Below are 26,153 nucleotides of genomic sequence, written 5' to 3' on the forward strand. Positions count from 1 at the left end.
TATTGAATGTTAATCATGACTCTAAACTGGCATATATGGGCTAAGTGAGATACGTATAATTTCATTACTTACTATCAACTTTAAGCTTCATTTTGCCATGCAAGTATGGAAAGAATCATTTAACTTATCTAAATAAAATACAATTTTTCCATGTTCTAAGAATATAACATGATACACTATATATGGGTAACAAATAAATACAACGTGATAATTCGAAGGAGATGGTTAACGTAGTAACTTTAACCGTCAAATTACTCAGGGACTAGGGGACGAATGCCAACGTCAGTGATATTAATCATACACCTACTGGTGGAAGGTGGAGTAACATCTGTCTTACAGTGACTGGTACAAAGGAAACTAAAGCCAGTTATGGTTCGGATATACAGATGAAATAGGCTGTATGGAAGCTGGAATCAGAAGTAATCGCTATCTCTAAAGGAAGGCGGTGAATGGGTCACTAGTTTAATAAAGCCTGAGACTTATGAATGTAAGGAAAGGAAACGGAACCCTGCCTCCATAGATTTGATTAAAATCTAGGAGGTAAAGTTCTTGAGTAAAAAGAGTGAAAATACAGGATTCCAATGTGAACGTTGTGGTGCGTCGGTACTACCACTTACAAATGGTAGTTTCCGAAATCACTGTCCATATTGCTTATATTCCAAACATCTTGATGAAAATCCTGGTGATAGAAGTAGTTTATGCCATGGTTTAATGGAACCAATTGAATTAACTTATCATACTAAAAAAGGTTATCAAATTGTTCATCGATGTTGTTCTTGTTATAAAGTGCAAAAAAATGTTGTTGCCACAAATACCGTGCAAGAAGATAATTTTTTTCTATTATTAACGAAGTAAACTAAATAAAACACGGCATGTATTTATTTGTTACCCCAAGCTACCTAAAGTAGTGTTATTAGGAGGACTTGCATGAGTCAGTTTAAAGCAGATTATCTTAACGTTATCCTAGCGCAATTTCAGCATTTTAAAGAACGAGCAGAAATGGGATTTCAGCAATTATCGGAGGATGATTTCCATTGGAAACCAAATGGTCAATCTAACAGTATTGCGATAATAATCAAGCATTTAAGTGGGAATATGCATTCCAGATGGGTTGATTTTCTGACGACAGATGGAGAAAAAGAGTATCGAGATAGAGACTCGGAATTTATTGATACATATGTATCTAAAGCACATCTCATGAAAATATGGGAGGATGGCTGGAAGTTACTATTTCATACAATTGAAAATTTAACAGAAGAAGATTTAGATAAAACAGTCACCTTAAGAGAGAAGCCACTAAGTGTATTACAGGCCATTCAAACTGAAATAGCCCATATTAGTTATCATGTAGGACAGATTCTATATATTGGGAAGCAAATCAAAGATAAAGATTGGACTATTTTAAGTATACCTACAAAAGATTCCAATCAAGGAGGGGGACTGAAATGATTGTTATTGAAACCGAGAGACTATATTTAAGGGAATTAGTGAACGATGATCTTGAATCGCTAGAATTGGTGCTTTCTGACCCAGAATCCATGCAATATTATCCTGAGCCATTTAATCGAAAACAGGTTGAAGGCTGGATCCAATGGAATATTGAAAATTATAAGAAGTATAGTCATGGTTTATGGGCAGTGGTGTTAAAAGAAGGAAATCAATTTATTGGGGATTGTGGTATTACCATGCAAAATATTGATGAAGAACGATTACCTGAAATTGGTTTCCATATTATTAAGGACTTTTGGAATAAAGGGTATGCAACAGAAGCAGCACGAGCGTGTATGCAGTATGCCTTTACCACATTAAATTTTCCTGCTATATACTCCTATACTACCATTGAAAATATTCCATCTCAGAAAGTAGCGGAGAAGATTGGAATGAAGAAATATAAAGAATTTGATAAGAATGGGGTAAAACAATTGGCACAAGTAGCATATAACCCTAGTATTTGATTCTATTTAACAGGCAGCACCATCTGTTCTATTGGGACATACCTCTTTGTTCAAGGCATATAGTATGGTAAGACCATATTATAAATGAGGGGATCCAATTGAATGGATGGTTAAAAGTGTTCATTAGATTCATAGAATGTGTGATAATTCTTGCTATAGGGTTATGGGTGACGAACTCTATTTTAAAACCTATGTATGAGCAATATGGTATCATGCTTCTTGGTAATGTTTGGGTAAATTGGTTTGGTGTATCTTATCTATTATTGTTTGGTATTCTTTACTATTAGGTCTATCCCTTGTGAAGGAAAATAACTTTTATAAACAACGGATTAACTCTGGCATTTTCTGGGTTCTATGTATTGGAACTATTTATGTGGTATTTGTCCCTTTTGTAAAGGGGGAGAATCCGTTTTGAGGTACGAGAGTTTCTTGAAAAATCGGGAACCCTACTTAACTCTTATCTCATAGAACACAGGTAATATTATAGGTAGAAATGAAGACATATCATATGAAGAAAAAGAAAGAGGATCTAGGCTATCACACCTAAGATCCTCTGTGATTTATGCTAAATATTGGTTCATTACCTTTCTTACATAATTCTGTGTTTCTTCAAATGGAGGGATTCCCTGATATTTATCGACGTTTCCAGGACCAGCATTATATGCTGCTAAAGCTAGCTCCACATTTCCGTTATAGCGATTTAACATCTCGCGTAAATACTTCGTTCCACCCTCAATATTCTGTTTTGCATCATATGGATTGACCACACCGAGACCTCTTGCTGTGGAAGGCATTAACTGCATTAATCCTTGCGCGCCCGCACTACTCTTAGCAAATTGATTATAGTTAGATTCAGTCTTAATGACAGCATGAATTAAACGCTCATCAATCCCATACTTATTGGAAGCTTCAGCGACCAAGGCGCTATAACCATTAGGAATTGGTTGTCCTTCACTAGCATCTACGGCATTCGTATTATATAGGAATGGAGACATTGTTAGTGGTAAGCTAGTTTGCTTATCAAGTATAGTGGATTCTTCTAATTTATCATCTAGTATTTGTTTAAATGCCACATCTACTACTGGTGAAAAGCTTGATAGACTATTCGTATTAGAACTTAAGATTGACATTGCCTGATATTGCATAATCAGCTGTAGTTGTCTTATATCCATTTTATCGCACCTCTATTTCACCTACTATTTTACTATAAATGTTCCATAAAATACTAGAATGAAATTACTTCTTTACCAGAATTTTTGAGAATTTCCTTATAGAATAAATCATTTCCTATACAAATTACCCGATCACAAAGATGTTTTATTTCATCCATATCATGTGAAGTATAAAGGATGATTCGATTATGTTCTTTTGCTTGTTTAAGCAAATAGGAGCCAATTTCTATTTTAGACTTTAAATCAATGCCAACAGTTGGTTCATCTAATAGTAAAATAGTTGGATCATGGATTAAGCTGATAGCAATGTTCAGCTTTCGTTTCATCCCACCAGATAGTGTTTTAACCGGTACATCCCACTTATCCAAATTCATTTCCAAGCATAACTGTCTTAATTGTTCACTTGTTTTATTTGTATAAGCGAGCTTTTCGAAAAATAACATGTTTTCTTTAACGGTAAGCTCATCCCAAATAGCTATATCCTGTGGAACATAGCCAATCTGCTTACGTATTTCTTTACGATGCTTTTTATAAGAGTAATCAAAAAGGGTAATACTCCCCTTATTTGGCTTATCGATTGTAGCTAACAACCGTAATAAAGTCGATTTACCAGCTCCATTTTCCCCGACAAGTCCGATAACTTCACCGGGCAATACGGAGAAGGAAAGGTTGTTAAGTATTTGTTTCCTGTTATAGCGTTTTGTTAAGGATTGTATATTAAGCATTGCTAACATCCTTTCGAAAAAGAGATATGAAAACTAGTATTAAACTAAAACTACTCCACAGAATGGTTGGATTGCCACTAATGAAAGCGTGGAGTGGATTAAGAACAGCAGCGAAAGGTAATTCCGGAATAAATTGATGAACCGGAATGATTGCGCCTGTTAAAATAGCTAGAACGATAACCATCAGGAGTGATATACCGTAATATCTTGCAGTCTTCCTGAAGAAGCTTGCTATACTAAAGGAAAGCATACATAGCATAAATCTAAAGCTGATCAGTACGAATATAAAATGAAGGGAAATCGCTTCATCTAATAATACTGTAAACACAGCTAAGGCCATGAAATCAAATAACAAAAATATAAGGAAATATAAGATTATCAGCTTGAAGTAGTAGCTCCATTTTGACAGGTGAATAAATGTATAGCGAGCTGAAACAGCTAATGACTTTTCTTTAATTACCCAGTCAAATAGGAATAATGAACTTAATAAACTAAAGATTGCCCAAATAGTCCATGTGTTCCATGAGATTAATGTAGGTTCAACATTGCTATTTGTTGTTCCGTAATAGGTAAACGCTGTATTCAGTAGATTTTCATCCATTTGTACTTGTATAGTCTTTTGCTGAATTTCCTCTAAAGTCCAAGGTTCTGTCACGTTATACTGTTCATTCATCTCGAGGATAAAATTCGCTGCCTTAGCACGACCTGTCTGCTCTTGTACGAGTGAAACGATTATTTCTTTAATAGGGGAGTATGCAATAGATAATTCTGTTCGATAGCTCGAGAGAATCTTATTTCGCATACCACTGTTAACAGCCTGCTCAAATCCTTCATGGATAATAAAAACACTATCAAGCTCATGTTTTTCCAATTGGTATAATGCTTCCTTTTTCGTCGTTTCATGTACTTGAACAAGCTCGGATTCTGTTATGGATTCTAGTAAGTGATGCCCTAAATCGGAATCATCCTCCATGACAATTCCAATTGGAACATTGGAATCCTCTTGAATGGTATTTGCAATCGAGATGAAAAGATAGGTTCCAAGTATTGGTAGTAGAAACCAGAAGAGCATACTGATTACTTTCTTTTTCCATAATAGAAGTCTCGTAAACAAAATATCCTTCATGACTTAACCCGCTCCTTCAGTAAAGCTAACCCGATTGTCAAAAATGCTGAAATTCCAGCTGTGAGGAGAAGCGGTATGTAATCCGCATAAACTCGCCTGTTCAAGATAATTTCCTCTAACCAGTGAAATGCCTGGTAGGAAAACAGATAAGGAATATATTCCTGCATATAAAGCGGTAAATAAATAGCTGGAATGATAGAACCACTTGCAAGTAATAAGATTCCAGTAACAATAATTTGTACAAGCAGCTGGAGCTTTTTAGAATGGACTGTCGTTTCTATCAATGCTAGCACAAATAGAAAGTTAATCGTATGTAAGCCCAGTAGAGCTATCAATCTAGCATAATTATCATGGTGAATAGATAAATCTAGTACATGTATAAATCCAAAAAATAATAACGTACCTAATATAATGCTGATCAGACATGTTATCAAGATTCTAGCGATAATTTGCTGAAGCTCCGTAACCCCATAAAGCATCATTCTCGTTTGAATTTCCTTGGACTGTTCTCTATACAGTAGCTGATAAATAGTGAAAATCCATATAGTGAAAACAAAGAACCCCGCAGCCAGGCCGAAATATTCCTGTGGAGTCGAGGTGGCATTATTGGACACGATTTGTTGGTCTAAGACATTATCCTTACTAATGGCATATAGTAAAAATTCGTTAAATTGTTCGAGTACTATCATGTTTCTTGTTTCCGTATCGATGTCTAATTGCTTGGCAAAATAATTGATAGTTAGAATATTCGCTTGGGAGGAGCTAATATGCCTAGCTGCACTATCAACTAATTCTTTTATAAGATAGCTTTCCATTTCTCTATTTGGGTTACCAACAACCGTTACAATGATGGACTCTCCACTATATAACTTATTGGTAAATTCTTCTGGAAATAGGATATAGGCTACTAATTCGTCTAGTTCTATTTTCTCTTTCGCCTCTTGCTCAGAAAACCGTTTCATATGTAAATAATCCCCTAATTGGGAGGACTCCTCTAACAATCTAATGACCATGGCGGTCTCAGTAGATTGGTCAAGATCAACTAAACCAATTTGTATTGGTTCTTCCTGTACATTCGTTATATAAGCAACCAAAATAAATGCAACTAATCCAATTAGAAAGATTGGAAAAAGCAAAAGAAGAGGAAGTGATCGCCACTTCCTCCTAAGTTGCATTAGATTATTTTTGGTGAATAACGATACAAGCTTAAGGAATTGCATTATGTTCACCTACTTCTAATACTTGTCGCCCAATGGTTCTTTCTATTCCATGGTCGTTGCTTCATTTCTACTTAAAACCCAAATCCAATAACGCTCATTAACCATTCTTCAAATTGTGGTGTGACCTCTGTTTCAAAGTATGTCATTAGCTCTTCTAGAGATAAGCTGCCGATATCTTTTACCTCTTCTTCAGTAGGTAGTGAGACATTATCTGTTACTTTAGATTCTTTATTGACCGTTAATACGATTGCGTTTGATGGTATTCCATCACCAGCAACGGTGAATTCATGATTGGATTTCATTTGATCTCCATCATATTCTGCATCACCAGACCAAATTAGATCCATTGCATAACCAGTATCATCTGATAGTGTAAATGTTCGGTTAAAATCTTTTTTACTCTTATCTACTGTTTCTTTAGATTCATAGATTATTTTTAGTGTATCGCTAGTTAATGTTAAGCTATCGTTGATTTCGCCCTTTTTATTTGACAATTCACCATCTAAGTTAATCTTATAATCAATTCCTAGCTCATCTACAAAACCTAACTCATATGCTAATGATACATCTGTATCGTTTTGGTTCAGTGTGCCATTTAGATAAAACGTAACTAGTTCCTCTTCTGTTGGACCTAATTCAATAGAAAAGTCACGTTTTACGATAATATCCTTATTAACCCAAATCGTGGAGGTGAAACCATCTGGAATCATAAAGCTATCCAGACCAGTAATAGCTTCTTGCAAAATATTTTCGTATTCTTCATCAAAGTTTGGAATTAATACATCCATACTTTCACCAAGTCTAATTGGACTGGTTCCTTGGGCTAGAATATATTCCTGTATGATTTCTTTCATGCGATCATCATCAGCCATTTTGGTAAACGTATCTTTTAAAATGTCCTTTACCTGTTTTTCAGATAGCTGGAAGGTGATTTTTTCCGTATCAACGTTATCATCACCTATTTTTACCTTTTCATTATTGGATGTAAATGCTTCATCCGGGAGCGCTTCATAAAGTCCATTAATATAATTGTCTTCTATATATTTCATGTCTTCTTCATCCAGAACGTTTTGATTAAAGAACATATCAAAATCAATTGATTCTTCTCCAGTGAATGTCATAGGGTCTGCTTGATTGAGGAGCTTACCAAAATCATCGCCTTTTAATTGCAGTATCTCATTCATAAATGGAAGCCCTAGCATCACTTTTTCAGATGTTATAAAGAAGTTAATGTCTTCAATAGAGAAATTACCAAAGCTTCCCTTTAATGAAGCCTTGCCAATCTTTTCTTTACGATCTAATTGATTTGTTATAGTAATAGTTGTGTTATTTAGTATTTGTTCAGGTGTTATATATCCTGGACTATCTGATAATTGCATATTAAGTTGTGCGGAAACCTCATAAATATCTTCAATAGGATTTTCTAATCCTTTTTCAGACCACTCCAGTTCTGATCCATATCTGTCCTCTACCTGTTTTCCCAGAAAATCTACAGTTTTCTTTTCATACAGAAAATAATTGGCTTTTGGTGATTTATCAATTAAAACAAATGCAGCTACACTTCCTCCAATTAATAATACTGCAGCTGCAATAATAATTGATAATAATTTGTTAAAGCCCTTTTTATTCTGTTTTCCATCTTGATAGTTTTCTACCATCCATATTCCCCTTTCAAAATCAAACCTAAAAAGTAAATAAAATACAACACATACATTGTATAACATCGAGAATCAAAAGAGTCAATTTATTTTCAAAACCGTATTTATTATAAAAAATGAATCGAATTACCTATAAATCAAATTGTTGTTTTAGACGTTAATAGGTCCTTTGTATTACAAATGCTAAAACTTTCCATTTCGAATTTAATGTTACTTCATCTATATGAGACAAGTATAGGTATAATGACTTAATTTAGAAAAAAATAAAAGAAGGCATCGTAGTGATACCTTCTTATGCTTTATTAACTACCTGCTGTAGCGCTTTTGACACCTTGTTCTAATGCTTCAATCATTTCTTGCTTTTCCTGTTCATTGGATTGCTGCCAAATAAGCTCAAACAGAACACCTAGCCCAGGTAGCATTTTTTCTTCTCCAGATTGAATAGCATCGACAATAGTTGCTTCTAACTGACTTTGATCATTGTCAGAGATATTGGACAGTATTGCATGACGCAGATTTAAATCCAAAAAATCACCCCTTATTTGTATTAAACTATGGATAGTTTGACCAGTTTAGGATTAAATATGTATGATAGTAAAAAGAATATGATTAGGAGAATGAATTTGTTAACATCTGTTAAAAACGATAAAGTAAAGGCTTTAAAAAAATTACATACGAAAAAAGAACGGGAGAGAACGGGAACATTCTTCATCGAAGGGTTCCATTTAATAGAAGAGGCGGTTCATAGTAATTGGAATATAAAGGAGATCATTCTACAAGACGGAGTGGAATTACCGAGTTGGGCTAATGACTATCCGATTTTAGCTGTTTCTGAAAATGTGTTTCAGCATCTTACCCAAACGAAAACACCGCAAGGAATTGCGGCAGTTGTTCAAATGAATAATGATACAGCGGTAGCAGGGGATTATGTTTTATTACTCGACCGTATTCAAGACCCAGGGAATTTAGGCACGATTATTCGTACAGCAGACGCTGCAGGATTTAGTGCCGTTATATTAGGAGAAGGGACGGTGGATATGTACAATGATAAAGTAATCCGTTCGACTCAAGGTTCTATTTTTCATATACCAGTTTTTCAAGACAATCTGACCTCTCGGATCCATGATTTGAAAACATCAGGCTTTAAAATCTGGGCAAGTGCACTCACTAATTCCAAAGATTTTCATACAGTAAAGACTACTCAAAAGGTTGCATTAATAGTAGGAAATGAAGGTTCAGGTATTCATCAGAACGTACTTGATCTAGCGGATGAAGTAGTGAAAATTCCTATTTATGGTAAAGCAGAATCACTGAATGTTAGTATTGCAGCAGGAATTCTCATGTATCATATTAAAGGATAATTCTTGCAAATAGTACGTATTATGACTATAATTTTATCTAAATATAAATAGTTAAAAGCTAAGAAAGAGCGGTTAACAGTTATACCATAGTTTTCAGGGAAGAAACGTCTTGACTGTGAACGTTTCTACTATGAACTCGTTAATCTTTCACTCTGGAGCTGACACTTGGACCTAATGATATTAGTAAAGGTGTTCCGGAATAAAATCCGTTATGATTCATCGAGTTGGGCACAGAAATTGTGTCAACAAGGGTGGTACCGCGAATTCAAGCCTCGTCCCTTCTTATAGGGATAGAAGGCTTTTTTTTATTAGCTATAGTTTTTAACTCAAAGAAAGAAAAAGAATGTTATGGACAGCGGATACGGCAGATAAACCTAAATTTAGGAGGGTAAAAACCATGCAAGAGGAATTAAAAGCCATACAAGAAGAAGCATTGGCAAAAGTAGAAGAAGCATCTGACTTAAAGGAACTTCAAGCAATCAAAGTATCATTCTTAGGAAAAAAAGGCTCGTTAACACAAGTACTCCGAGGAATGGGTAAGCTTTCACCAGAAGAGAGACCAGTAGTAGGAGAAATTGCCAACCAAGTACGGGAAGCAATCACGAATGCAATCGAAACAAAGAATACGGTTCTTGAAAATGCTGCATTAGAAGAAAAACTTCAATCAGAATCAATTGATGTTACATTACCAGGTCGTCCAGTTAAGGTTGGTGGACCACATTTATTAACAAAAGTCATTGAAGAAATAGAAGACCTATTTATTGGTATGGGTTATGAAGTACGTGAAGGCCCTGAGGTGGAAACAGATTACTTTAACTTTGAAGCGCTAAACCTACCAAAGGATCATCCGGCTAGAGATATGCAGGATTCCTTCTATATTACAAATGAATTGTTATTAAGAACCCATACGTCACCAGTTCAAGCTCGTACGATGCAGGAGTATAAGGGTGAAAAAGGATTTAAAATGATTTGTCCAGGTAGAGTATACCGTCGTGATACAGATGACGCGACACACTCGCATCAATTTACACAAATTGAAGGATTATATGTTGATAAAGATGTTAAAATGAGTGATTTAAAAGGGGTTCTCAATGTGTTTGCGAAGAAGATGTTTGGGGAAGATCGTAACATTCGCTTACGCCCGAGCTTCTTCCCATTCACAGAGCCTTCTGTAGAAATGGATATTTCATGTAAAGTATGTGATGGAAAAGGTTGTTCCGTATGTAAAGGGACAGGCTGGATTGAGATTTTAGGTGCTGGGATGGTACATCCGAATGTCTTAGAAATGGCTGGATACGATCCAAACGTATATTCAGGATTTGCGTTTGGAATGGGACCAGAACGAATTGCCATGCTGAAATATGGTGTTAATGATATTCGTCAGTTTTATTTAAATGATAGCCGATTCCTAAAACAATTCCACCAGGCTTAAGGAGGGTAAACGATGTTAGTTTCATTAAATTGGTTAAAAAATTATGTAGATATGGATGGTATTAGCCCAGAAGAGCTTGCTGAAAAAGTAACAAAATCTGGGATTGAGGTAGATCATATAGAGTATATAGCAGAAAAAAGTAATCATGTCGTAGTTGGACATGTAACAAGTTGTGAAAAACATCCAAATGCAGACAAATTAAATTTATGTCAGGTCGATGTAGGGGACGAAATATTACAAATAATTTGTGGTGCCCCAAATGTACGTCAAGGACAAAAGGTAGCTGTTGCGAAACCCGGCGCAGTATTACCTGGCAATTTCAAAATAAAAAAGGCTAAACTACGCGGTATAGAGTCCAATGGTATGATTTGCTCCCTGCAAGAGTTAGGCTTGGACGAAAAACACATACCTAAGGAATTTGCAGATGGTATTTTTGTCTTCCCAGAAGATACCCCTATTGGTGAACGTGTTGATTCATTATTGAATTTAGACGATGCGATATTAGAATTTGATTTAACACCTAATCGTGCAGACTGTTTAAGTATGCTAGGGGTTGCATATGAAGTGGGTGCTTTACTTGATAAATCAGTCAACCTTCCCCAAGATGGTGTGACTATGTCTAGTGAAAAAGCTGCTGATTCTATTTCTGTAAAAGTTGAAGATGAGGGATTAAATCCATACTACGGTGCCCTCGTTATTAAGGATGTGGAAATTAAATCCTCTCCACTTTGGATGCAAAATTACTTGTTAGCGGCAGGTATACGACCAATTAATAATGTTGTGGACATTACCAACTATGTATTGTTAGAGTATGGTCAACCATTACATGCGTTTGATTATGATCGACTCGGATCCAAGGAAATCGTTGTTCGTACTGCAATAGATGGTGAGAAAATTGTAACCCTTGATGATGTAGAACGCACGTTAACAACAGAGGACTTAGTAATCACCAATGGTAACGAACCTGTAGCGTTAGCTGGTGTTATGGGAGGAGCTAATTCAGAAGTAACAAGTGAGACAACGAACATTCTTCTAGAAGCAGCGTATTTTGATTCTGTTTCCATTCGTAAGACAGTAAAAACTACTGGACTTCGTAGTGAAGCTAGTACTCGTTATGAAAAAGGTATTGATCCAAACAGAGTAAAACAAGCTGGATTACGTGCTGCTCATTTATTAGAGCTTTATGCTGGTGGCAAAGTGCTTGATGGGGTTGTGGAATTCGATAAGCTTGATCGCTCAGAGAAAACGGTTCAGGTTCACACGGAAATGATTAACAGTCGCTTAGGTACTGAAATTTCTTCTGATGATATTGCTAAGATTCTAGAGCGATTACAATTTAACTATGAGCGTCAAGGGGATGAATTTAGCGTATTTGTACCAACACGTCGTGGTGATATTACCATCTTTGAAGATATGCTTGAGGAAGTGGCAAGAATTTACGGGTATGATAATTTACCATATACGTTGCCAACCGGAGCAGCGACAGCAGGTGGACTATCGAAGCGACAACAGCTTAGACGCGCCGTTAAACATTATTTAGAAGGTGTAGGGTTAATGGAAACTAGAACCTACTCCTTAACAAGTGAGAACTTTATTCAAAAGCTAGTTAGTCCTGAAGTGAAGGCTTTAAATCCAGAACCAATCAGCTTAGCAATGCCAATGAGTGAAGAGCATAAGTACCTACGACTTAGCCTATTACCGGAGCTTTTAAAGACAATTAGCTATAACCTAGCTAGAAATCAATCCAATCTTGCTTACTATGAAATTGGTTCCATTTTCCTTACGAATGAAAAAGAACTAACTAAGCAACCAGAAGAGCCATTACGTCTGTCCGGAGTATTGACTGGGAAATGGTTAGAACATCTATGGCAGCAAGAAAGTAAGCAGGTTGACTTCTATGTGGTTAAAGGAATCGTAGAGGGATTATTTGAACATCTAGAATTATCGTTAACTGTAGCACAAGCACAACTTGAGGATATGCATCCAGGGCGTACGGCAGTTATCTTATTAGATGGGAAAGAAATAGGATTCATGGGTCAATTACACCCAGCGCTTGAAAAAGAGCTTGATTTAAAAGAAACCTATGTATTTGATATTAATTTGGAAGCAGTACTTGATGCTCACCACCATGTCCCAAGCTATACACAAATTCCAAGATATCCATCTGTAACACGTGATATTGCATTTATCTTGGATGATGCAGTGAATGCTGGTGATGTAAAAACGACCATCGAGCAAGTAGGAGCGCCGCTTGTGAAACAAGTCCAAGTATTTGACTTATATAAAGGGGAAAACCTACCAGATGGTAAGAAATCAGTAGCATATAGCCTATTATATCTTGATCCGGAGAAAACACTAGTCGATGAAGATGTAGAAAAATCCTACCAGGCTATTATAGAAGCGGTAAATGAGAAACATCATGCATATGTAAGGTCTTAAGCGAATTTGTAAAAATAGAATATCTGTAATTTATCAAGAGGCTATAGACAAAACTAAAACAAAGGTAATAAAAACCGAACAATCAACCCATTAGCTGGTGCGGGTTTGATGCACTAATTTTCATGTTTGGTTTATCCTATGTTAGAAGTAGTTTTGTTTAAAGCCTCTTCTTTAATTCCTCCAATATGGAAAATAGTTGCTAATTCATCTGAAAATTGTGGTAGAATGAAAAATATCTAAAATTTGAAATATACTGGTGTTTGTGTGTAGGATAAGTCACAGAGAATATCGAGTGTAGGAGGATGAGCAATGGGGTATATTGAAGAACTTAGGGCGCTTGTTAGCCATCAACCATTAATTTTAGTAGGTACAGCTGTAGGGGTGCTGAATCATAATGGGGAAATATTACTTCAGAAAAGGCATGATGGTCGCTGGGGAGTTCCAGGTGGATTCTTAGAATTAGGGGAGTCTACAGAAGAAGCTGGTAGAAGAGAGGTATTAGAGGAGACTGGAATCCAATTAGGTAAACTAGAATTAGTGAATGTTATCTCTGGAAAAGAACATTTTGTCAAGCTTCCAAATGGAGATGAGTTTTATCCTGTAACCGTGGTATATATTTGCAAGGATATAACGGGTGGAGAATTAAAGGTAGACGGAGTAGAAACAGTTGATGCTAAATTCTTTAAGCTTAACGAATTACCTGATAGTTTAAATCCACTCGTCAAAAAGCTTATTTATTCATATCTGCCTAAGCAGTGATGTACATGAACCAATAATGACTTTTAAGGGAGGGGGTGCCCCGTGTTAGTGGAGAAGAAAGTTTACCTCTCAAGTAGACTGAAGCGAATATTGGAACAGGCTGAAGAAGAAGCTATGCTTTCTAAGGATAGAATTGTAAAGCCTATACATATATTTGTATCTTGCATGCAGGAAAAAGGTGGCGCATTAGGAGAGTTATGGATAAAACTAAATCTCGATTTTAAGGAATGTAGCGTGAAAGAAGAAGAAACCGAAATAAAACCGATAAAAAATGATTTTTTTAATGCGCTAATTAGTCAGGATACGGCCAATGTTTTACAGAGAGCGATAGATTATATGAAGGGCTATAATCAGATTTTCTTAAATGAAGGTCATGTGCTTAGAGCATTGATTGTAACGAAGGCATTAGATGATGTCCTCAATGAAGAAAGTAAACAGATTATCATGACACATGGCACAACTTCACGAGATATGGCTACTAATCTTGAATATTATACATTCCCATCATTGGACTCGCTAGGAATCAAAAAGGCAATTCCTGCTGATGAAAAACAGCTTGTGTCATTTGTAGAGCAGCATTTTTCCAAGGAATTGGCAGAAACAATAGGGGATGCATTTGATCATAATGAGTCTAACGTATATATTGCTGTTGATGATAGCAAAGCAATTATCGGGTTTGCTGCTTTTGATGTTTATAAACGTAAAAAGGGATATTTTGGTCCAATGGGAGTTATCCACTCCAATCGCGCAAAGGGGATAGGATATCGATTGCTCCATCATTGTTTACGAGACATGAAGGAATTAGGCTATGCCTATGCAATTATTGGTGGGGCTGGCCCAATTGAATTCTATGAAAAAGCATGTCAGGCAGTCGTCATTCCCACAGCAAGTAAATGAACAAAACAGAGGAGAACATTATGGTGAAAACAGCCTTTATAGAACAGGAAGATGTAGAAAAAGTAGCAAGGTTTATTGCTGAGCTAAATAGGTTAGAATCTTCCCACATAGGATTTTGTGGTAAAGATAGCATAGAAATTGCGGAATATATGAAGGAGGAAATCCCTTATCCTAAAAGCTTTGTTGCAGCGCAATATGAAGGTGATTTACTTGGGGTTGTAGGTATTGATCCAGATTTTGATAGTGGTGTAGGCGAGGTTTGGGGACCTTTCGTGATAGAGGAACAAAAGGGTATAGTAGATCAGATGTGGGTGAAGTTACTTGAAAACAAGCTAGCTGGCATCAATACGTTCCTGTTGTTTCCTAATAAAGAAAATAAACTGGTTCATGAGTTTGCTATCCGAAATGGTTTTTCAAAGGGAAGTGAACAGGCGATATTGATTTTTGATCGTAACGATGTTCATAGATTACAAGATTCTAATTTAATGGAATTAACCGCTGAATACCATGATGAAATGGTAGCCTTACATGATCAACTTTTCCCAGGTACATATTATAGTGGTCAACAAATTATCGATAGACTTGATGAGCGTAATAAAGTATTTATCCTAGTAGAGGATGAGGAATTATGTGGTTATGTATATGTTGAAGCAGAACCAGAATTTAGTGATGGAAGTATTGAATTTGTTGGTGTTCATCAGTCGAAAAGGAGTAAAGGGATTGGTAGTCAGTTGATAGCTGGTAGTTTGAAGTGGTTATTCACATTTGAAACAATTCCATCTATTCGACTAACTGTAAGTGCAGAAAATAAAACGGCTGTAAACTTATATCAAAAGGCCGGTTTCAGACTACAACATAGTCTTAATACGTTTAAGAAGGACAGGAAATAGGGCAGGCTAATTCCGTTTTAATATCGTAACCGGATAGACAATGAAAGGATAGGATGAAAATTCTATCCTTTTTTGTCACAAAAGTAAAGGTTTCCATGTGAAATTTAGGAATAAAGGGGTCTATCAATCGCAAGAAGGGTTATTAAAAGAAGTCTAATTGTTACTTAGGGCAGGGAATGAAAGTAACCCAATGGTGATGTTACGTTTACAAGTTTGGACAGAAGTTTAGAAGAAAGGGCTGAGACAAAAAAATATATCCTAGTAAAAACCGAATAATGGCGAGTATCGTGTATATTTGGTTTTACAGGTAATTCCTTTCGTTATGTCCCAGCCTCAAAGGATATTTCTTATGACAAATACTGCCTTGCCTTTTGCGTGTTAGCAAAATGCACCTTCGCGCATGTTTGTAGCACATCTTCTCCTTGCTCACGTATTATCCGAGCGATGGTCTGGTCAACTAGTTTTGATGCACCTTTTCTTAGTTCAATACCAACTTGCTCAGAAAGCTTGTCCATTTCCTTTACAAAGCTTGCCCTAGCAATGATGGATGCAGTAGCAACAGCTATGGAATGGCTTTCAGCTTTGGTCATGAAATAGGTCTTGTTAGGTAGCTGCCCTTTTTCTGAAGCGATATGCTTTTTATATACATTCGGTTCGCAAAATTGGTCAATCAGGATACCTTCATAGGGTGTACTTTCAATTTTGGTTAATAGTTTACGAATGGCATGATGATGAAGCATGGCTTTCATCTTACCTTGCGACCATCCCTTTTTTTGGAGGCTGTTATACTTTGGATTATGTAGGATTAGTAACGAATAAGGAATTCGCATTTGTGCGATTTCCTTTGCTAACTGGATTATTTTCTCATCGGTTAGATTTTTTGAATCTTTTACCCCAATCTCTTTTAGTAAAGAAATCTGAGAAGAGCTAATAAAAGCACTAGCAACTGTAATCGGTCCAAAGTAATCCCCTGTCCCTGCTTCATCAGATCCAATATGGGATGCGGTAAATAGTGTATCAGGTGGTGTATATAGTGTGTTGGAAGAGGACTTGTACTGTTTTGGATTCTTACTTTCTACGACATTCGATTGATCTGACCATTTATCCATTTCTTCATTTGCATGTTTCCCTTGAAAAAGTACCTTTCCAGATTTATATGCTGTAATCACCACATTGGAAGTTTTTGCACGAAAAACAGCCCCTTGTGGAGTAGTGGTTAATGATTTATGATAATATTGCTTCATCTTTTCCATTACTTCATTTGCAAGTAGTAAAACATTTTGTGACATGAAAGTTCATCCTTTCTTTTCATAATGACTATAACAAAGATTTTACGAGAAAGAAATCCATAAAATTCATGTAGGAACAGTTTCCTAATTGTCTGTCTTCATGTTAAGATAAAATATAGAAATTGCTAGAATCGTTAAATAAGGTAGGAGGGTAACCTAGTGACCCAAAAACAAGATAAAACACGTGTAACCGTTGAAATAAGAAATAGATCATATACAATTGTTGGTGATGAAGATGCTAGTCATGTTCGATTAGTGGCTAGTTTAGTGGATCAAAAAATGAGAGAAATTCATGAAATGAACCCACAGCTCGATACTGCTAGTCTTGCTGTGTTGACAGCTATAAATTCTATGAATGATTACCTAGCATTAAAAGAAGACTATGCATCATTACTAGGTTCAATTAAAAAAGAAAGAGGATAAATTACATATGATAGATTTAGTACTTATAGTGTTATTACTTTTCGGTTTCCTTGTAGGTTTGAAAAGGGGACTGATACTTCAGGCGGTGCATTTGCTAGGTTTTATAGTTGCCTTTATTGTAGCTGCCTCTTTTTATGACGACCTGTCTAAGCATTTAGAACAATTTATTCCATACCCTACGCTTACGGATGATAGTTTATGGGCTGATTTCTTAGCTGCGCTACCAATCGAAAATGCGTTTTATAATGCAATTTCCTTTGCGGTTATTTTCTTTGCAGCTAAAATTGGGTTGCAAATTTTGGCATCGATGATTGATGTGATTGCTTCATTACCAATATTGAATTCCATTAACAAAATATTTGGAGCAATTCTTGGATTTTTAGAAGTATATTTAATTCTATTTGTAATCTTATATATCATTGTACTGACTCCAGTTGGAACTATACAAGAATACGTAAATAATTCAAATGTAGCATTATTTATAGTTGAACATACACCATACTTCTCGGAAAAGATTAAAGATTTATGGTTTAACCATATTGTTGCGATGATTAATTGATAAAGAAAAGGCTAATTCATAATACTAGGATTATCATTGTATGCTAGGTACAATATAGATGATTCGTTATGAATTAGCCATGTTTTTTTAATCGGCTTTTTTTACGAATTGAACGAAAAATGTATCGAACTTGAAACAAATTTTTAAATAGGTGATAAAGATGGCTATAAATAAAAAAGACGTAATAAAATTATTAGAAACAATTGCTATATATTTAGAATTAAAAGGGGAGAATCCTTTTAAAATCTCCGCTTTTAGAAAAGCGGCACAGGCATTAGAAAGAGATGATCGCTCTTTAGCAGATATTAAGGATTTCACAGAAATAAAAGGAATTGGGAAGGGGACAAGTACGGTAATCGCTGAATACCTTGAACAAGGTAGGTCAGAGACGTTAGAAGAGCTTAAAAGAGAAGTACCTGAGGGCCTAATTCCGCTTTTAAATGTACCTGGTCTAGGTGGTAAGAAGCTTGCTAAACTCTATCAAGAGCTCGATGTTGTGGATGCGGAAACATTGAAGGCAGCTATTGAGTCTGGAAAGGTAGAAGGATTAGCTGGTTTTGGGAAAAAATCGGCTGAGAAAATACTTGCTGCATTAAATGAGATTGGCAAGAGACCTGAACGCCTACCTATTGCATATATGCTTCCTATTGCAGAACGAATTGAAGAATATTTACAATTAATTCCAGCGATACAACAATTTTCAAGAGCCGGTTCGTTAAGAAGAATGAAAGAAACGATTAAGGATTTAGATTTTATTATCGCTACCGACGATATCGAGCAGGTGCGTGAAGCGTTACTTCAAATACCAGATTTAAAAGAAGTGATTGCTAAAGGGGATACAAAGATTTCGGTAACATTAGATGATGTCTATGATGTAAATGTGGATTTTCGTTTAGTAGCGGATAACGAGTTTGCAACGACACTTCATCATTTCACCGGTTCCAAGGATCATAATGTGGCCATGCGACAGCTGGCAAAATCAAGAGGCGAGAAAATAAATGAATATGGTATCGAAGTGGAGGAGACGAATGAAATTTTAACCTTTTCTACAGAACAGGAGTTTTTCCAACACTTTGGCCTACACTTTATCCCACCTGAGATAAGGGAAGATACAGGTGAAGTGGCTGCATTTCAAGAGCCGATTGATTTAGTAGAATTACACGATATTCGCGGGGATCTTCACATGCATACAACATGGAGTGATGGTGCTCAAACGCTTGAAGAAATGGTAAATCAAGCTAGAAGTTATGGCTACGATTATATTGCGATAACCGATCATTCCAAAAATTTGCGGGTTGCCAATGGATTAAACGAAGAGCGTCTTAGAAGCCAACGTGAAGAAATTGCTAAGCTTAATGAAAAATATACAGACATCCATATCTTTGCAGGGGTAGAAATGGACATTTTAACAGATGGCTCCCTTGATTTTTCTAATGATTTTCTAAAAGAGATGGATTACGTGATTGCTGCTATTCATTCTAGTTTTAGCCAATCGGAAGAGCTTATTATGAAGAGATTGTTTACGGCTTTAGAGAACCCTTATGTATCGTTAATTGCTCATCCTACTGGTAGGTTAATCGGAAGAAGAGATGGATATAAGGTTAAATTGGATAAGTTAATAGAACGAGCAAAAGAAACGAATACAGCACTAGAAATAAATGCAAATCCGAATCGATTGGATATTTCGGCGGAATGGGCTCGGGCGGCACAGGACGCTGGTGTGAAAATTGCTATTAATACAGATGCCCATAATTATACAATGCTAGAACATATGAAATATGGTGTCGGTGTTGCAAGAAAGGGCTGGTTAAAGAAGGATACCGTGTTAAATTCTTGGTCAAAAGAGAAACTAATGGCGTACTTTAACCGTAATAAATAAAAGCCTAAACGACATCTCGGTAAAGGAGCAAGTAAATGAACGAACGTATTTTACGAGTATTAGATTTTCAAAAAGTCATTGATCGCTTAGTCCAACAAGCCCAAACTAGTTTGGGAAAGGATTTGGCAGCTAGACTTAAGCCATCAACTGATTTGGAACAAGTTAATTCATTACAGGAAGAAACAGATGAAGCTAGTCAGGTCATCCGATTAAATGTGCCTGTACCCCTTGGCGGAATTTTTGATATACGTCCTAGTCTTAAACGTAGTGTAATAGGTGGGGTATTAAGTACTTCTGAATGTTTAGATGTTGCAAATACAATATATGGTGGACGGCAGGTAAAGGATTTTATTATAGGATTAGATGAAGATTTACCTATTTTAAAAGAATTAGTGGAAGGTATATCACCATTAAGAAATCTCGAGCTAGAGATTAAGCGATGTATCGATGATCATGGACAAGTGATGGATAGTGCTACAGAGAAGTTAAGGGGGATCCGTTCTTCTATTCGTACACATGAAAGCAGAGTTCGGGAAAAATTAGAAAGCTATACGAGAACGAAAAGTAATATGCTATCGGATGCCATTATCACGATTCGAAATGAGCGATATGTATTACCAGTTAAACATGAATATCGCGGAGCAGTTGGTGGAATCGTTCATGATCAATCAGCTTCTGGTCAGACACTGTTCATGGAACCAAAAGCAGTTGTTGATTTAAATAACCAATTACAAGAGCTGCGCGCTAATGAAAAACAGGAAATTGATCGTATTTTACGTGAATTGAGTCAACATATTGCAGAGGAAGAAGTATCCTTATCGGAAAATGTACGGATACTTGCTCAAGTGGATTATATGTTTGCTCGAGCTAATCTGGCACGAGAAATGAAAGCCTCTAGACCAACAATGAATAATCAAGGATATATTAAGATGCAGCAAGCTCGTCATCCGCTAATTGCGCCAGATGAAGTGGTTGCCAATGATATAGAAATAGGAAAAGAGTATACATCCATTGTTATAACGGGTCCGAATACGGGTGGTAAGACGGTTACCTTGAAAATGGTAGGCTTATGCACCTTAATGGCTCAATCTGGGTTGCAAGTACCAGCTTTAGATGGTTGTGAAATGGCTGTATTTGAACATGTTTTTGCAGACATTGGTGATGAACAATCCATTGAACAGAACTTAAGTACATTCTCATCCCATATGACGAACATTGTGGATATATTAAACCATGTTGATAATCGTACACTCGTCTTATTTGATGAATTAGGAGCTGGGACAGATCCCCAAGAAGGTGCTGCACTAGCTATGTCTATATTAGATGAAGTTGTATCAAGAAATGCAAGGGTAATTGCGACTACACACTACCCTGAGCTGAAAGCATATGGTTACAATCGTGAACAAGTAATTAACGCTTCCATGGAATTTGATGTACAAACCTTGCAGCCTACATATCGTTTATTAATAGGCGTACCAGGTCGCAGTAATGCATTTGAAATTTCTAAAAGACTTGGGTTAGCTCCAACTATTATTGATCGTGCTAAAAGTCATATCGGTGTAGATTCTAAAAACGTAGAGAATATGATAGCATCGCTAGAAAAATCGAAAATTCAAGCAGAAAAGGAATATGAGGAAGCACATGAAATTTTGCTTGAAAGTGAACGTCTAAGAAAGCAAATGGAAGCGGAATGGAATCAATTCGAAACAAAACGTGAGGCCTTATATAAAAAGGCAGAGGAGAAAGCGGAAAAGGCAATTCGTAAAGCTCGTGAAGAAGCAGAAATTATTGTGAGTGAAATCCGCAAGATGAAAACAGATGCTAAGTTGAAGGAACATGAGTGGATTGAAGCAAGAAAGATGCTAGAAGAAGCACAGCCCAAATTATCTTCTAAACAAGATGGTAAAAAGGAATCAAAAGCTTCCAATGAAGTGTTGAGTCCCGGGGATGAAATTAAGCTTTTAACCTTAAATCAAAACGGTTCAGTTCTCGAAAAAATAAGTGATTCTGAATACCTTGTTCAAGTTGGTATTATGAAAGTAAAAGTAAAACGAAGTGATTTGCAATTAATTGGTAAACCAAAACAAACAACGTATCAAAAACCGTTAGCAACTGTAAAAGGATCGAATTACCATGTGCCATTAGAATTAGACTTACGTGGAGAACGATTTGAGGATGCCTTGTTGAAATTAGAGAAGTATATAGACGATGCCACCCTAGCAGGTTATCCAAAGGTGTCTATTATCCATGGTAAAGGAACAGGAGCCCTTCGAAAAGGTGTACAGGATTTTGTGAAAAATCATCCAAGTATTGCATCTACAAGACCTGGTGCAGCTGGTGAAGGTGGAAGCGGTGTAACCGTAATCGAATTTCGATAAGATAGTGAGGGGGATGTTGACATGAGTAGCTTTTGGGAGAATGTATTAGTAGATACAGCAGCTAGTTTTAGTGTGGTCATTCTTTGTACAGTAGTTTTTTTAGCGGTGTTTGAACTTGTTACGAAATATAAGAACTGGGAAGAAATTCGCAAAGGAAATATTGCTGTAGCTATGGCTACTGGTGGGAAAATTTTTGGTATTACAAATATCTTCCGGTACTCGATTGAGCATAATGATACATTATTGACTAGTATTGCCTGGGGTTCGGCGGGCTTCTTTTTACTGCTAATAGCTTACTTTATTTTTGAATTCCTTACACCAACGATTAGTATTGATGAAGAAATTGGAAAAGGAAATAAAGCAGTAGGACTTATATCAATGATTATATCCATCGGGCTATCGTATGTGATTGGTGCAAGTATTATTATTATCTAAACATTTGTAGAGGGAGAACATTATGGAGACATTGGCAAAAGTATGTATCGGAGTGGCAGCCGTCTTTGTTATCGTTGGAGTTTTATACCTTGTATTTGATTTTAATTTTAGTATTTTTTAATGTAGAAAGAAAAAATTATCAAAAAAGTAAAAATAAAATTTCAAAAAATATAAATTAGTCGGTATAATAGAACTAACTAAATGTAAAAGGAGGTTAGTTTTATGGGGGAAGAAAAGAGATGGCATGATCTCTACCCTAACGAAATACCGACTTCTCTTTCTTATGATGAGAGGCCTTTACAGGATTTTTTAAAGGATACGGCTTCTCAATACGGAGAAAAGAAAGCGCTTTATTTTATGGGGAAGGAACTAACGTTTGCGGAATTGTATGAGCAGGCTAGTAAGTTTGCTAACTACCTACAAGGTTTGGGCGTTGAAAAGGGAGCTCGTATCGCTATCATGTTACCTAACTCACCACAATCTGTTATCGCCTATTATGGCTCATTAATGGCTGGTGCGATTGTAGTGCAAACCAATCCGCTGTATACGGAGAGGGAACTGGAATACCAGTTAACTGATTCTGGATCGAAGATAATTGTTTGCCTTGATATCTTAGTTCCAAGAGTAACTAATGTGAAGAAGGCTACCCAACTGGAGCATATGATCGTCACGGGGATAAAGGACTATTTACCATTTCCTAAAAACCTAATCTATCCATTTATTCAAAAGAGGCAATATAATATGGTGGTAAAAGTAGAAGAATCTGCGGATACACATGTGTGGACTGAAATAATGGATAAGGCGCAGGTGGAATACGAGGAAGTATTCGTAGATCCGGTTGAGGATGTAGCCATACTCCAATACACTGGTGGGACTACTGGATATCCAAAAGGTGTGATGCTGTCACATCGAAATCTTGTGGCAAACGCTAAAATGTGTGAAGCTTGGATTTATGAGATGAAAAAAGGAGAAGATATTATTCTCGGAGTTCTTCCTTTCTTCCATGTTTACGGGATGACAGCGGTAATGAATATATCCATATTCACTGCTTCGAAAATGATCTTATTACCGAAGTTTGACGCGGGGGATGTATTAAAGACTATTCATAAGCAAAAACCAACTGTTTTTCCAGGAGCACCTACAATTTATATTGGTTTATTAAACCATCCTGACTTAAATAAATATGATCTGTCATCGGTAAATGCCTGTATTAGTGGTTCTGCTCCATTACCAGTTGAGGTGCAGGAGAAGTTTGAGAAGGTAACTGGTGGGAAATTGGTGGAAGGCTATGGTTTAACGGAATCATCTCCAGTTACACACGCCAATTTCATTTATGAAAAAAGAGTCAGTGGCAGTATTGGTGTGCCATGGCCGGATACAGATGCTAAAATCCTAAATATGGAAACGTATGAAGAGGTTGAGGCTGGCGAGATTGGGGAGCTTGCAGTCAAAGGTCCACAAATCATGATGGGATATTGGAATAGGCCAGATGATACAGAGAATACCTTAAAGGATGGTTGGCTATTAACAGGTGATCTTGGCTATATGGATGAGAACGGATACTTTTTTATTGTGGATCGGAAGAAGGACATGATCATTGCTGGGGGTTATAATATCTATCCTAGAGAGGTAGAAGAAGTGCTTTATGAGCATGAAGCAATTCAAGAGGTAGTAGTAGCTGGTGTACCAGATCCATACCGCGGGGAAACAGTAAAAGCGTATGTGGTTTTAAAAGAAGGGTTTCATGTGACAGAAGAGGAGCTTAATACATTCTGTAGGGAAAGATTAGCAGCATATAAAGTTCCTAGAATCTATGATTTTCGTGATGAATTACCTAAAACAGCGGTTGGAAAAATCCTGAGAAGACAATTAGTAGATGAAGAGAAAAGTAAGGCAGAGCAAGAAGTTAGTACTACTTGAGCACTTGCTCAAGTATTTCGGAAAAGTGTACAAGCATATATTGACAGAATAAGATTCTCCCTTTAGAATAAAATATGAATGATGATTCATTCATATTTTATTCATTTTGTTTTATGTTTGAAGGAGAAAAGTCATGAAAAACAATAAACCGAAGTATAAGTTAATAATTGATGCAGCTGTCGATGTAATCGCAGAAAACGGCTACCACGCTTCACAAGTTTCTAAAATTGCTAAAAAAGCAGGAGTAGCTGACGGAACTATTTACTTATATTTCAAGAACAAAGAGGATATTTTAGTCTCTGTTTTTGAAGAAAAAATGGGACAATTTATCGAACAGATAGTTACAGCGACAAACGAAAGAGAAAATGCTAGTGAAAAGTTGTTAACGTTAATAGAAATGCATTTTAGTCAACTTGCAGCCAATCACCATCTCGCTATCGTAACCCAGTTAGAACTTAGACAGTCCAATTTATCTTTACGTCAGCAAATTAACCGGATATTAAAGCCATATCTCGTAGTGATTGATGAAATCGTAAAAGAAGGCGTAGAGGAGAAGCTATTCCGTAGCGATATCAAAATACCGTTAATTAGACAGATGATCTTTGGGACTTTAGATGAAACGGTTACAAACTGGGTAATGAACGAGGAAAAATATGATTTAATAGGGCTAGCGCCATATGTTCATGAATTAATTACAAAAGGGGTTTCCGTGAAATAAGTACATAGGCTTGATATTTTAAACTATCTTATTATCTTAAGATGAGAGATACTATTTATAAGAGCTATAAGCGGTCTGAATATTCACTGTAAGAGATTCGGGCCGCGTCGTAAGTGTAAATAACATGAAAAAAGGGGTGCTATTATGGGAACTATTCATTACGAATTGCATGGGCATGTTGCGACATTAACCATTCAAAGTCCACCTGCTAATGCATTATCTAGCAAACTTTTGAATGCGCTTTCTGAGAAGTTGGATGTAATTGAGTCAGATGAGAAAGTGAAGGCTATTCTTTTGAAAGGTGAAGGCCGATTCTTTTCAGCAGGGGCTGATATTAAAGAGTTTACTTCTTTACAGGAAGCCTCAGACTATCAATCGCTTTCTGAATTCGGTCAACAACTATTTGACCGAATAGAGAACTTTTCAGTCCCTGTAATTGCAGTAATTCATGGTGCGGCTTTAGGTGGCGGGATGGAACTTGCGATGGCATGCCATATCAGAATTGCTACGAACAATGCAAAGTTAGGCCTGCCAGAGTTGTCCCTAGGAATAATACCTGGTTTTGCTGGAACACAACGCCTTCCACAATATGTTGGGACAGCAAAAGCATATGAAATGATTTTAACTGGTGAACCAATCACGGCTCACGAGGCTTATCAATTTGGATTAGTTAATCGTGTTGTCGATGAAGAACAATTATTAGATGCTGCAACAGAACTAGCAGAAAAAATCGCTTCAAAGAGCAAGCCAACGATTACTAGAATAATGCAGTTAATTCCATATGCAAAGACAGAGCGATTTGCAAATGGTGTCAAAGCGGAAGCAGAAGCATTTGGCAAGATATTTGGATCAGAAGATGCAAAAGAAGGGGTTCAAGCTTTCATTGAAAAACGAAAGCCTAACTTTATAGATAAATAG

24 protein-coding genes are annotated in these 26,153 nt (G+C 36.5%); 17 read left to right on the forward strand and 7 right to left on the reverse strand.

Translation table 11 applies throughout. The features are described from left to right. Positions 1 to 549 precede the first annotated feature (549 nt). The 3 genes from ACSKT4_RS08255 (at position 550) to ACSKT4_RS08265 (ending at position 1,955) form a co-directional block, all read left to right on the forward strand. Complete coding sequence (locus tag ACSKT4_RS08255) at positions 550 to 855, forward strand: RNHCP domain-containing protein (RefSeq protein WP_186870220.1); 306 nt, start codon at positions 550 to 552, stop codon at positions 853 to 855. Positions 856 to 927: 72 nt separating this feature from the next. Beyond that, complete coding sequence (locus ACSKT4_RS08260) at positions 928 to 1,449, forward strand: DUF1572 family protein (RefSeq protein WP_186870221.1); 522 nt, start codon at positions 928 to 930, stop codon at positions 1,447 to 1,449. Next, the gene (locus ACSKT4_RS08265) at positions 1,446 to 1,955 is read left to right on the forward strand and encodes a GNAT family N-acetyltransferase (RefSeq protein WP_186870222.1); all 510 of its coding nucleotides are present in this window, start codon (positions 1,446 to 1,448) and stop codon (positions 1,953 to 1,955) included. Before ACSKT4_RS08260 ends, ACSKT4_RS08265 begins: the two co-directional genes overlap by 4 nt. A 560-nt stretch (positions 1,956 to 2,515) precedes the next feature. Here ACSKT4_RS08265 and ACSKT4_RS08270 read toward each other — a convergent pair. From ACSKT4_RS08270 to sspI, 6 genes are all read right to left on the reverse strand, one after another. Then, complete coding sequence (locus ACSKT4_RS08270; protein ID WP_186870223.1) at positions 2,516 to 3,127, reverse strand: lytic transglycosylase domain-containing protein; 612 nt, start codon at positions 3,125 to 3,127, stop codon at positions 2,516 to 2,518. A gap of 53 nt (positions 3,128 to 3,180) precedes the next feature. Next, a complete protein-coding gene (locus ACSKT4_RS08275) occupies positions 3,181 to 3,852 on the reverse strand; it encodes an ABC transporter ATP-binding protein (RefSeq protein ID WP_186870224.1) in 672 nt (223 codons plus the stop codon). Beyond that, positions 3,845 to 4,978, reverse strand: a complete 1,134-nt coding sequence (locus ACSKT4_RS08280; protein ID WP_465823176.1) for an ABC transporter permease — start codon at positions 4,976 to 4,978, stop codon at positions 3,845 to 3,847. The genes ACSKT4_RS08275 and ACSKT4_RS08280 overlap by 8 nt, the downstream gene beginning before the upstream one ends. Continuing rightward, the gene (locus ACSKT4_RS08285) at positions 4,975 to 6,198 is read right to left on the reverse strand and encodes an ABC transporter permease (RefSeq protein ID WP_366481146.1); all 1,224 of its coding nucleotides are present in this window, start codon (positions 6,196 to 6,198) and stop codon (positions 4,975 to 4,977) included. Before ACSKT4_RS08285 ends, ACSKT4_RS08280 begins: the two co-directional genes overlap by 4 nt. A 71-nt stretch (positions 6,199 to 6,269) precedes the next feature. Continuing rightward, positions 6,270 to 7,856, reverse strand: coding sequence for a hypothetical protein (locus tag ACSKT4_RS08290; protein WP_465823177.1), 1,587 nt, complete (start codon positions 7,854 to 7,856; stop codon positions 6,270 to 6,272). Positions 7,857 to 8,158: 302 nt separating this feature from the next. Beyond that, positions 8,159 to 8,383 (reverse strand): small acid-soluble spore protein SspI, encoded by a 225-nt coding sequence (sspI, locus tag ACSKT4_RS08295; RefSeq protein ID WP_186870228.1) that lies wholly within the window; start codon positions 8,381 to 8,383, stop codon positions 8,159 to 8,161. Between the two features lie 96 nt (positions 8,384 to 8,479). Between sspI and ACSKT4_RS08300 the strand changes: the two genes are divergently transcribed. The 6 genes from ACSKT4_RS08300 (at position 8,480) to ACSKT4_RS08325 (ending at position 15,634) form a co-directional block, all read left to right on the forward strand. Beyond that, entirely contained in the window at positions 8,480 to 9,217 is a 738-nt protein-coding gene (locus ACSKT4_RS08300; protein ID WP_186870229.1) for a TrmH family RNA methyltransferase, read from the forward strand. 397 nt (positions 9,218 to 9,614) lie between these two features. Beyond that, a complete protein-coding gene (gene pheS / locus ACSKT4_RS08305; protein ID WP_339214402.1) occupies positions 9,615 to 10,649 on the forward strand; it encodes a phenylalanine--tRNA ligase subunit alpha in 1,035 nt (344 codons plus the stop codon). 12 nt (positions 10,650 to 10,661) lie between these two features. After that, positions 10,662 to 13,088 carry a phenylalanine--tRNA ligase subunit beta gene (gene pheT / locus ACSKT4_RS08310; RefSeq protein ID WP_186870231.1) on the forward strand — a complete coding sequence of 809 codons (2,427 nt, stop codon included), beginning with the start codon at positions 10,662 to 10,664 and terminating at the stop codon, positions 13,086 to 13,088. Positions 13,089 to 13,397: 309 nt separating this feature from the next. Beyond that, the gene (locus ACSKT4_RS08315; protein ID WP_186870232.1) at positions 13,398 to 13,847 is read left to right on the forward strand and encodes an NUDIX hydrolase; all 450 of its coding nucleotides are present in this window, start codon (positions 13,398 to 13,400) and stop codon (positions 13,845 to 13,847) included. 48 nt (positions 13,848 to 13,895) lie between these two features. Next, positions 13,896 to 14,744 carry a GNAT family N-acetyltransferase gene (locus ACSKT4_RS08320; protein WP_366481150.1) on the forward strand — a complete coding sequence of 283 codons (849 nt, stop codon included), beginning with the start codon at positions 13,896 to 13,898 and terminating at the stop codon, positions 14,742 to 14,744. Next, the gene (locus ACSKT4_RS08325; protein WP_255488123.1) at positions 14,741 to 15,634 is read left to right on the forward strand and encodes a GNAT family N-acetyltransferase; all 894 of its coding nucleotides are present in this window, start codon (positions 14,741 to 14,743) and stop codon (positions 15,632 to 15,634) included. The genes ACSKT4_RS08320 and ACSKT4_RS08325 overlap by 4 nt, the downstream gene beginning before the upstream one ends. A 347-nt stretch (positions 15,635 to 15,981) precedes the next feature. Here the strand turns inward: ACSKT4_RS08325 and rnhC are convergent, their stop codons facing one another. Continuing rightward, entirely contained in the window at positions 15,982 to 16,923 is a 942-nt protein-coding gene (rnhC, locus tag ACSKT4_RS08330; protein WP_186870233.1) for a ribonuclease HIII, read from the reverse strand. A gap of 159 nt (positions 16,924 to 17,082) precedes the next feature. Between rnhC and zapA the strand changes: the two genes are divergently transcribed. From zapA to ACSKT4_RS08370, 8 genes are all read left to right on the forward strand, one after another. After that, positions 17,083 to 17,346 carry a cell division protein ZapA gene (zapA, locus tag ACSKT4_RS08335; protein ID WP_186870234.1) on the forward strand — a complete coding sequence of 88 codons (264 nt, stop codon included), beginning with the start codon at positions 17,083 to 17,085 and terminating at the stop codon, positions 17,344 to 17,346. Positions 17,347 to 17,353: 7 nt separating this feature from the next. Next, positions 17,354 to 17,905, forward strand: coding sequence for a CvpA family protein (locus ACSKT4_RS08340; RefSeq protein ID WP_186870235.1), 552 nt, complete (start codon positions 17,354 to 17,356; stop codon positions 17,903 to 17,905). Positions 17,906 to 18,065: 160 nt separating this feature from the next. Further along, positions 18,066 to 19,784 carry a DNA polymerase/3'-5' exonuclease PolX gene (gene polX, locus ACSKT4_RS08345; protein ID WP_465823179.1) on the forward strand — a complete coding sequence of 573 codons (1,719 nt, stop codon included), beginning with the start codon at positions 18,066 to 18,068 and terminating at the stop codon, positions 19,782 to 19,784. 35 nt (positions 19,785 to 19,819) lie between these two features. Continuing rightward, positions 19,820 to 22,162 carry an endonuclease MutS2 gene (locus ACSKT4_RS08350; RefSeq protein ID WP_186870237.1) on the forward strand — a complete coding sequence of 781 codons (2,343 nt, stop codon included), beginning with the start codon at positions 19,820 to 19,822 and terminating at the stop codon, positions 22,160 to 22,162. A gap of 21 nt (positions 22,163 to 22,183) precedes the next feature. After that, complete coding sequence (locus ACSKT4_RS08355) at positions 22,184 to 22,597, forward strand: DUF350 domain-containing protein (protein WP_186870238.1); 414 nt, start codon at positions 22,184 to 22,186, stop codon at positions 22,595 to 22,597. A gap of 222 nt (positions 22,598 to 22,819) precedes the next feature. Continuing rightward, the gene (locus tag ACSKT4_RS08360) at positions 22,820 to 24,517 is read left to right on the forward strand and encodes a long-chain-fatty-acid--CoA ligase (protein WP_465823181.1); all 1,698 of its coding nucleotides are present in this window, start codon (positions 22,820 to 22,822) and stop codon (positions 24,515 to 24,517) included. Between the two features lie 133 nt (positions 24,518 to 24,650). Further along, complete coding sequence (locus tag ACSKT4_RS08365) at positions 24,651 to 25,235, forward strand: TetR/AcrR family transcriptional regulator (protein ID WP_186870240.1); 585 nt, start codon at positions 24,651 to 24,653, stop codon at positions 25,233 to 25,235. Positions 25,236 to 25,379: 144 nt separating this feature from the next. Beyond that, on the forward strand, positions 25,380 to 26,153 hold the full coding sequence (locus ACSKT4_RS08370; RefSeq protein WP_186870241.1) for an enoyl-CoA hydratase: 774 nt from the start codon (positions 25,380 to 25,382) through the stop codon (positions 26,151 to 26,153).

It is taken from the genome of Ornithinibacillus liuyingii (genome assembly GCF_055550225.1).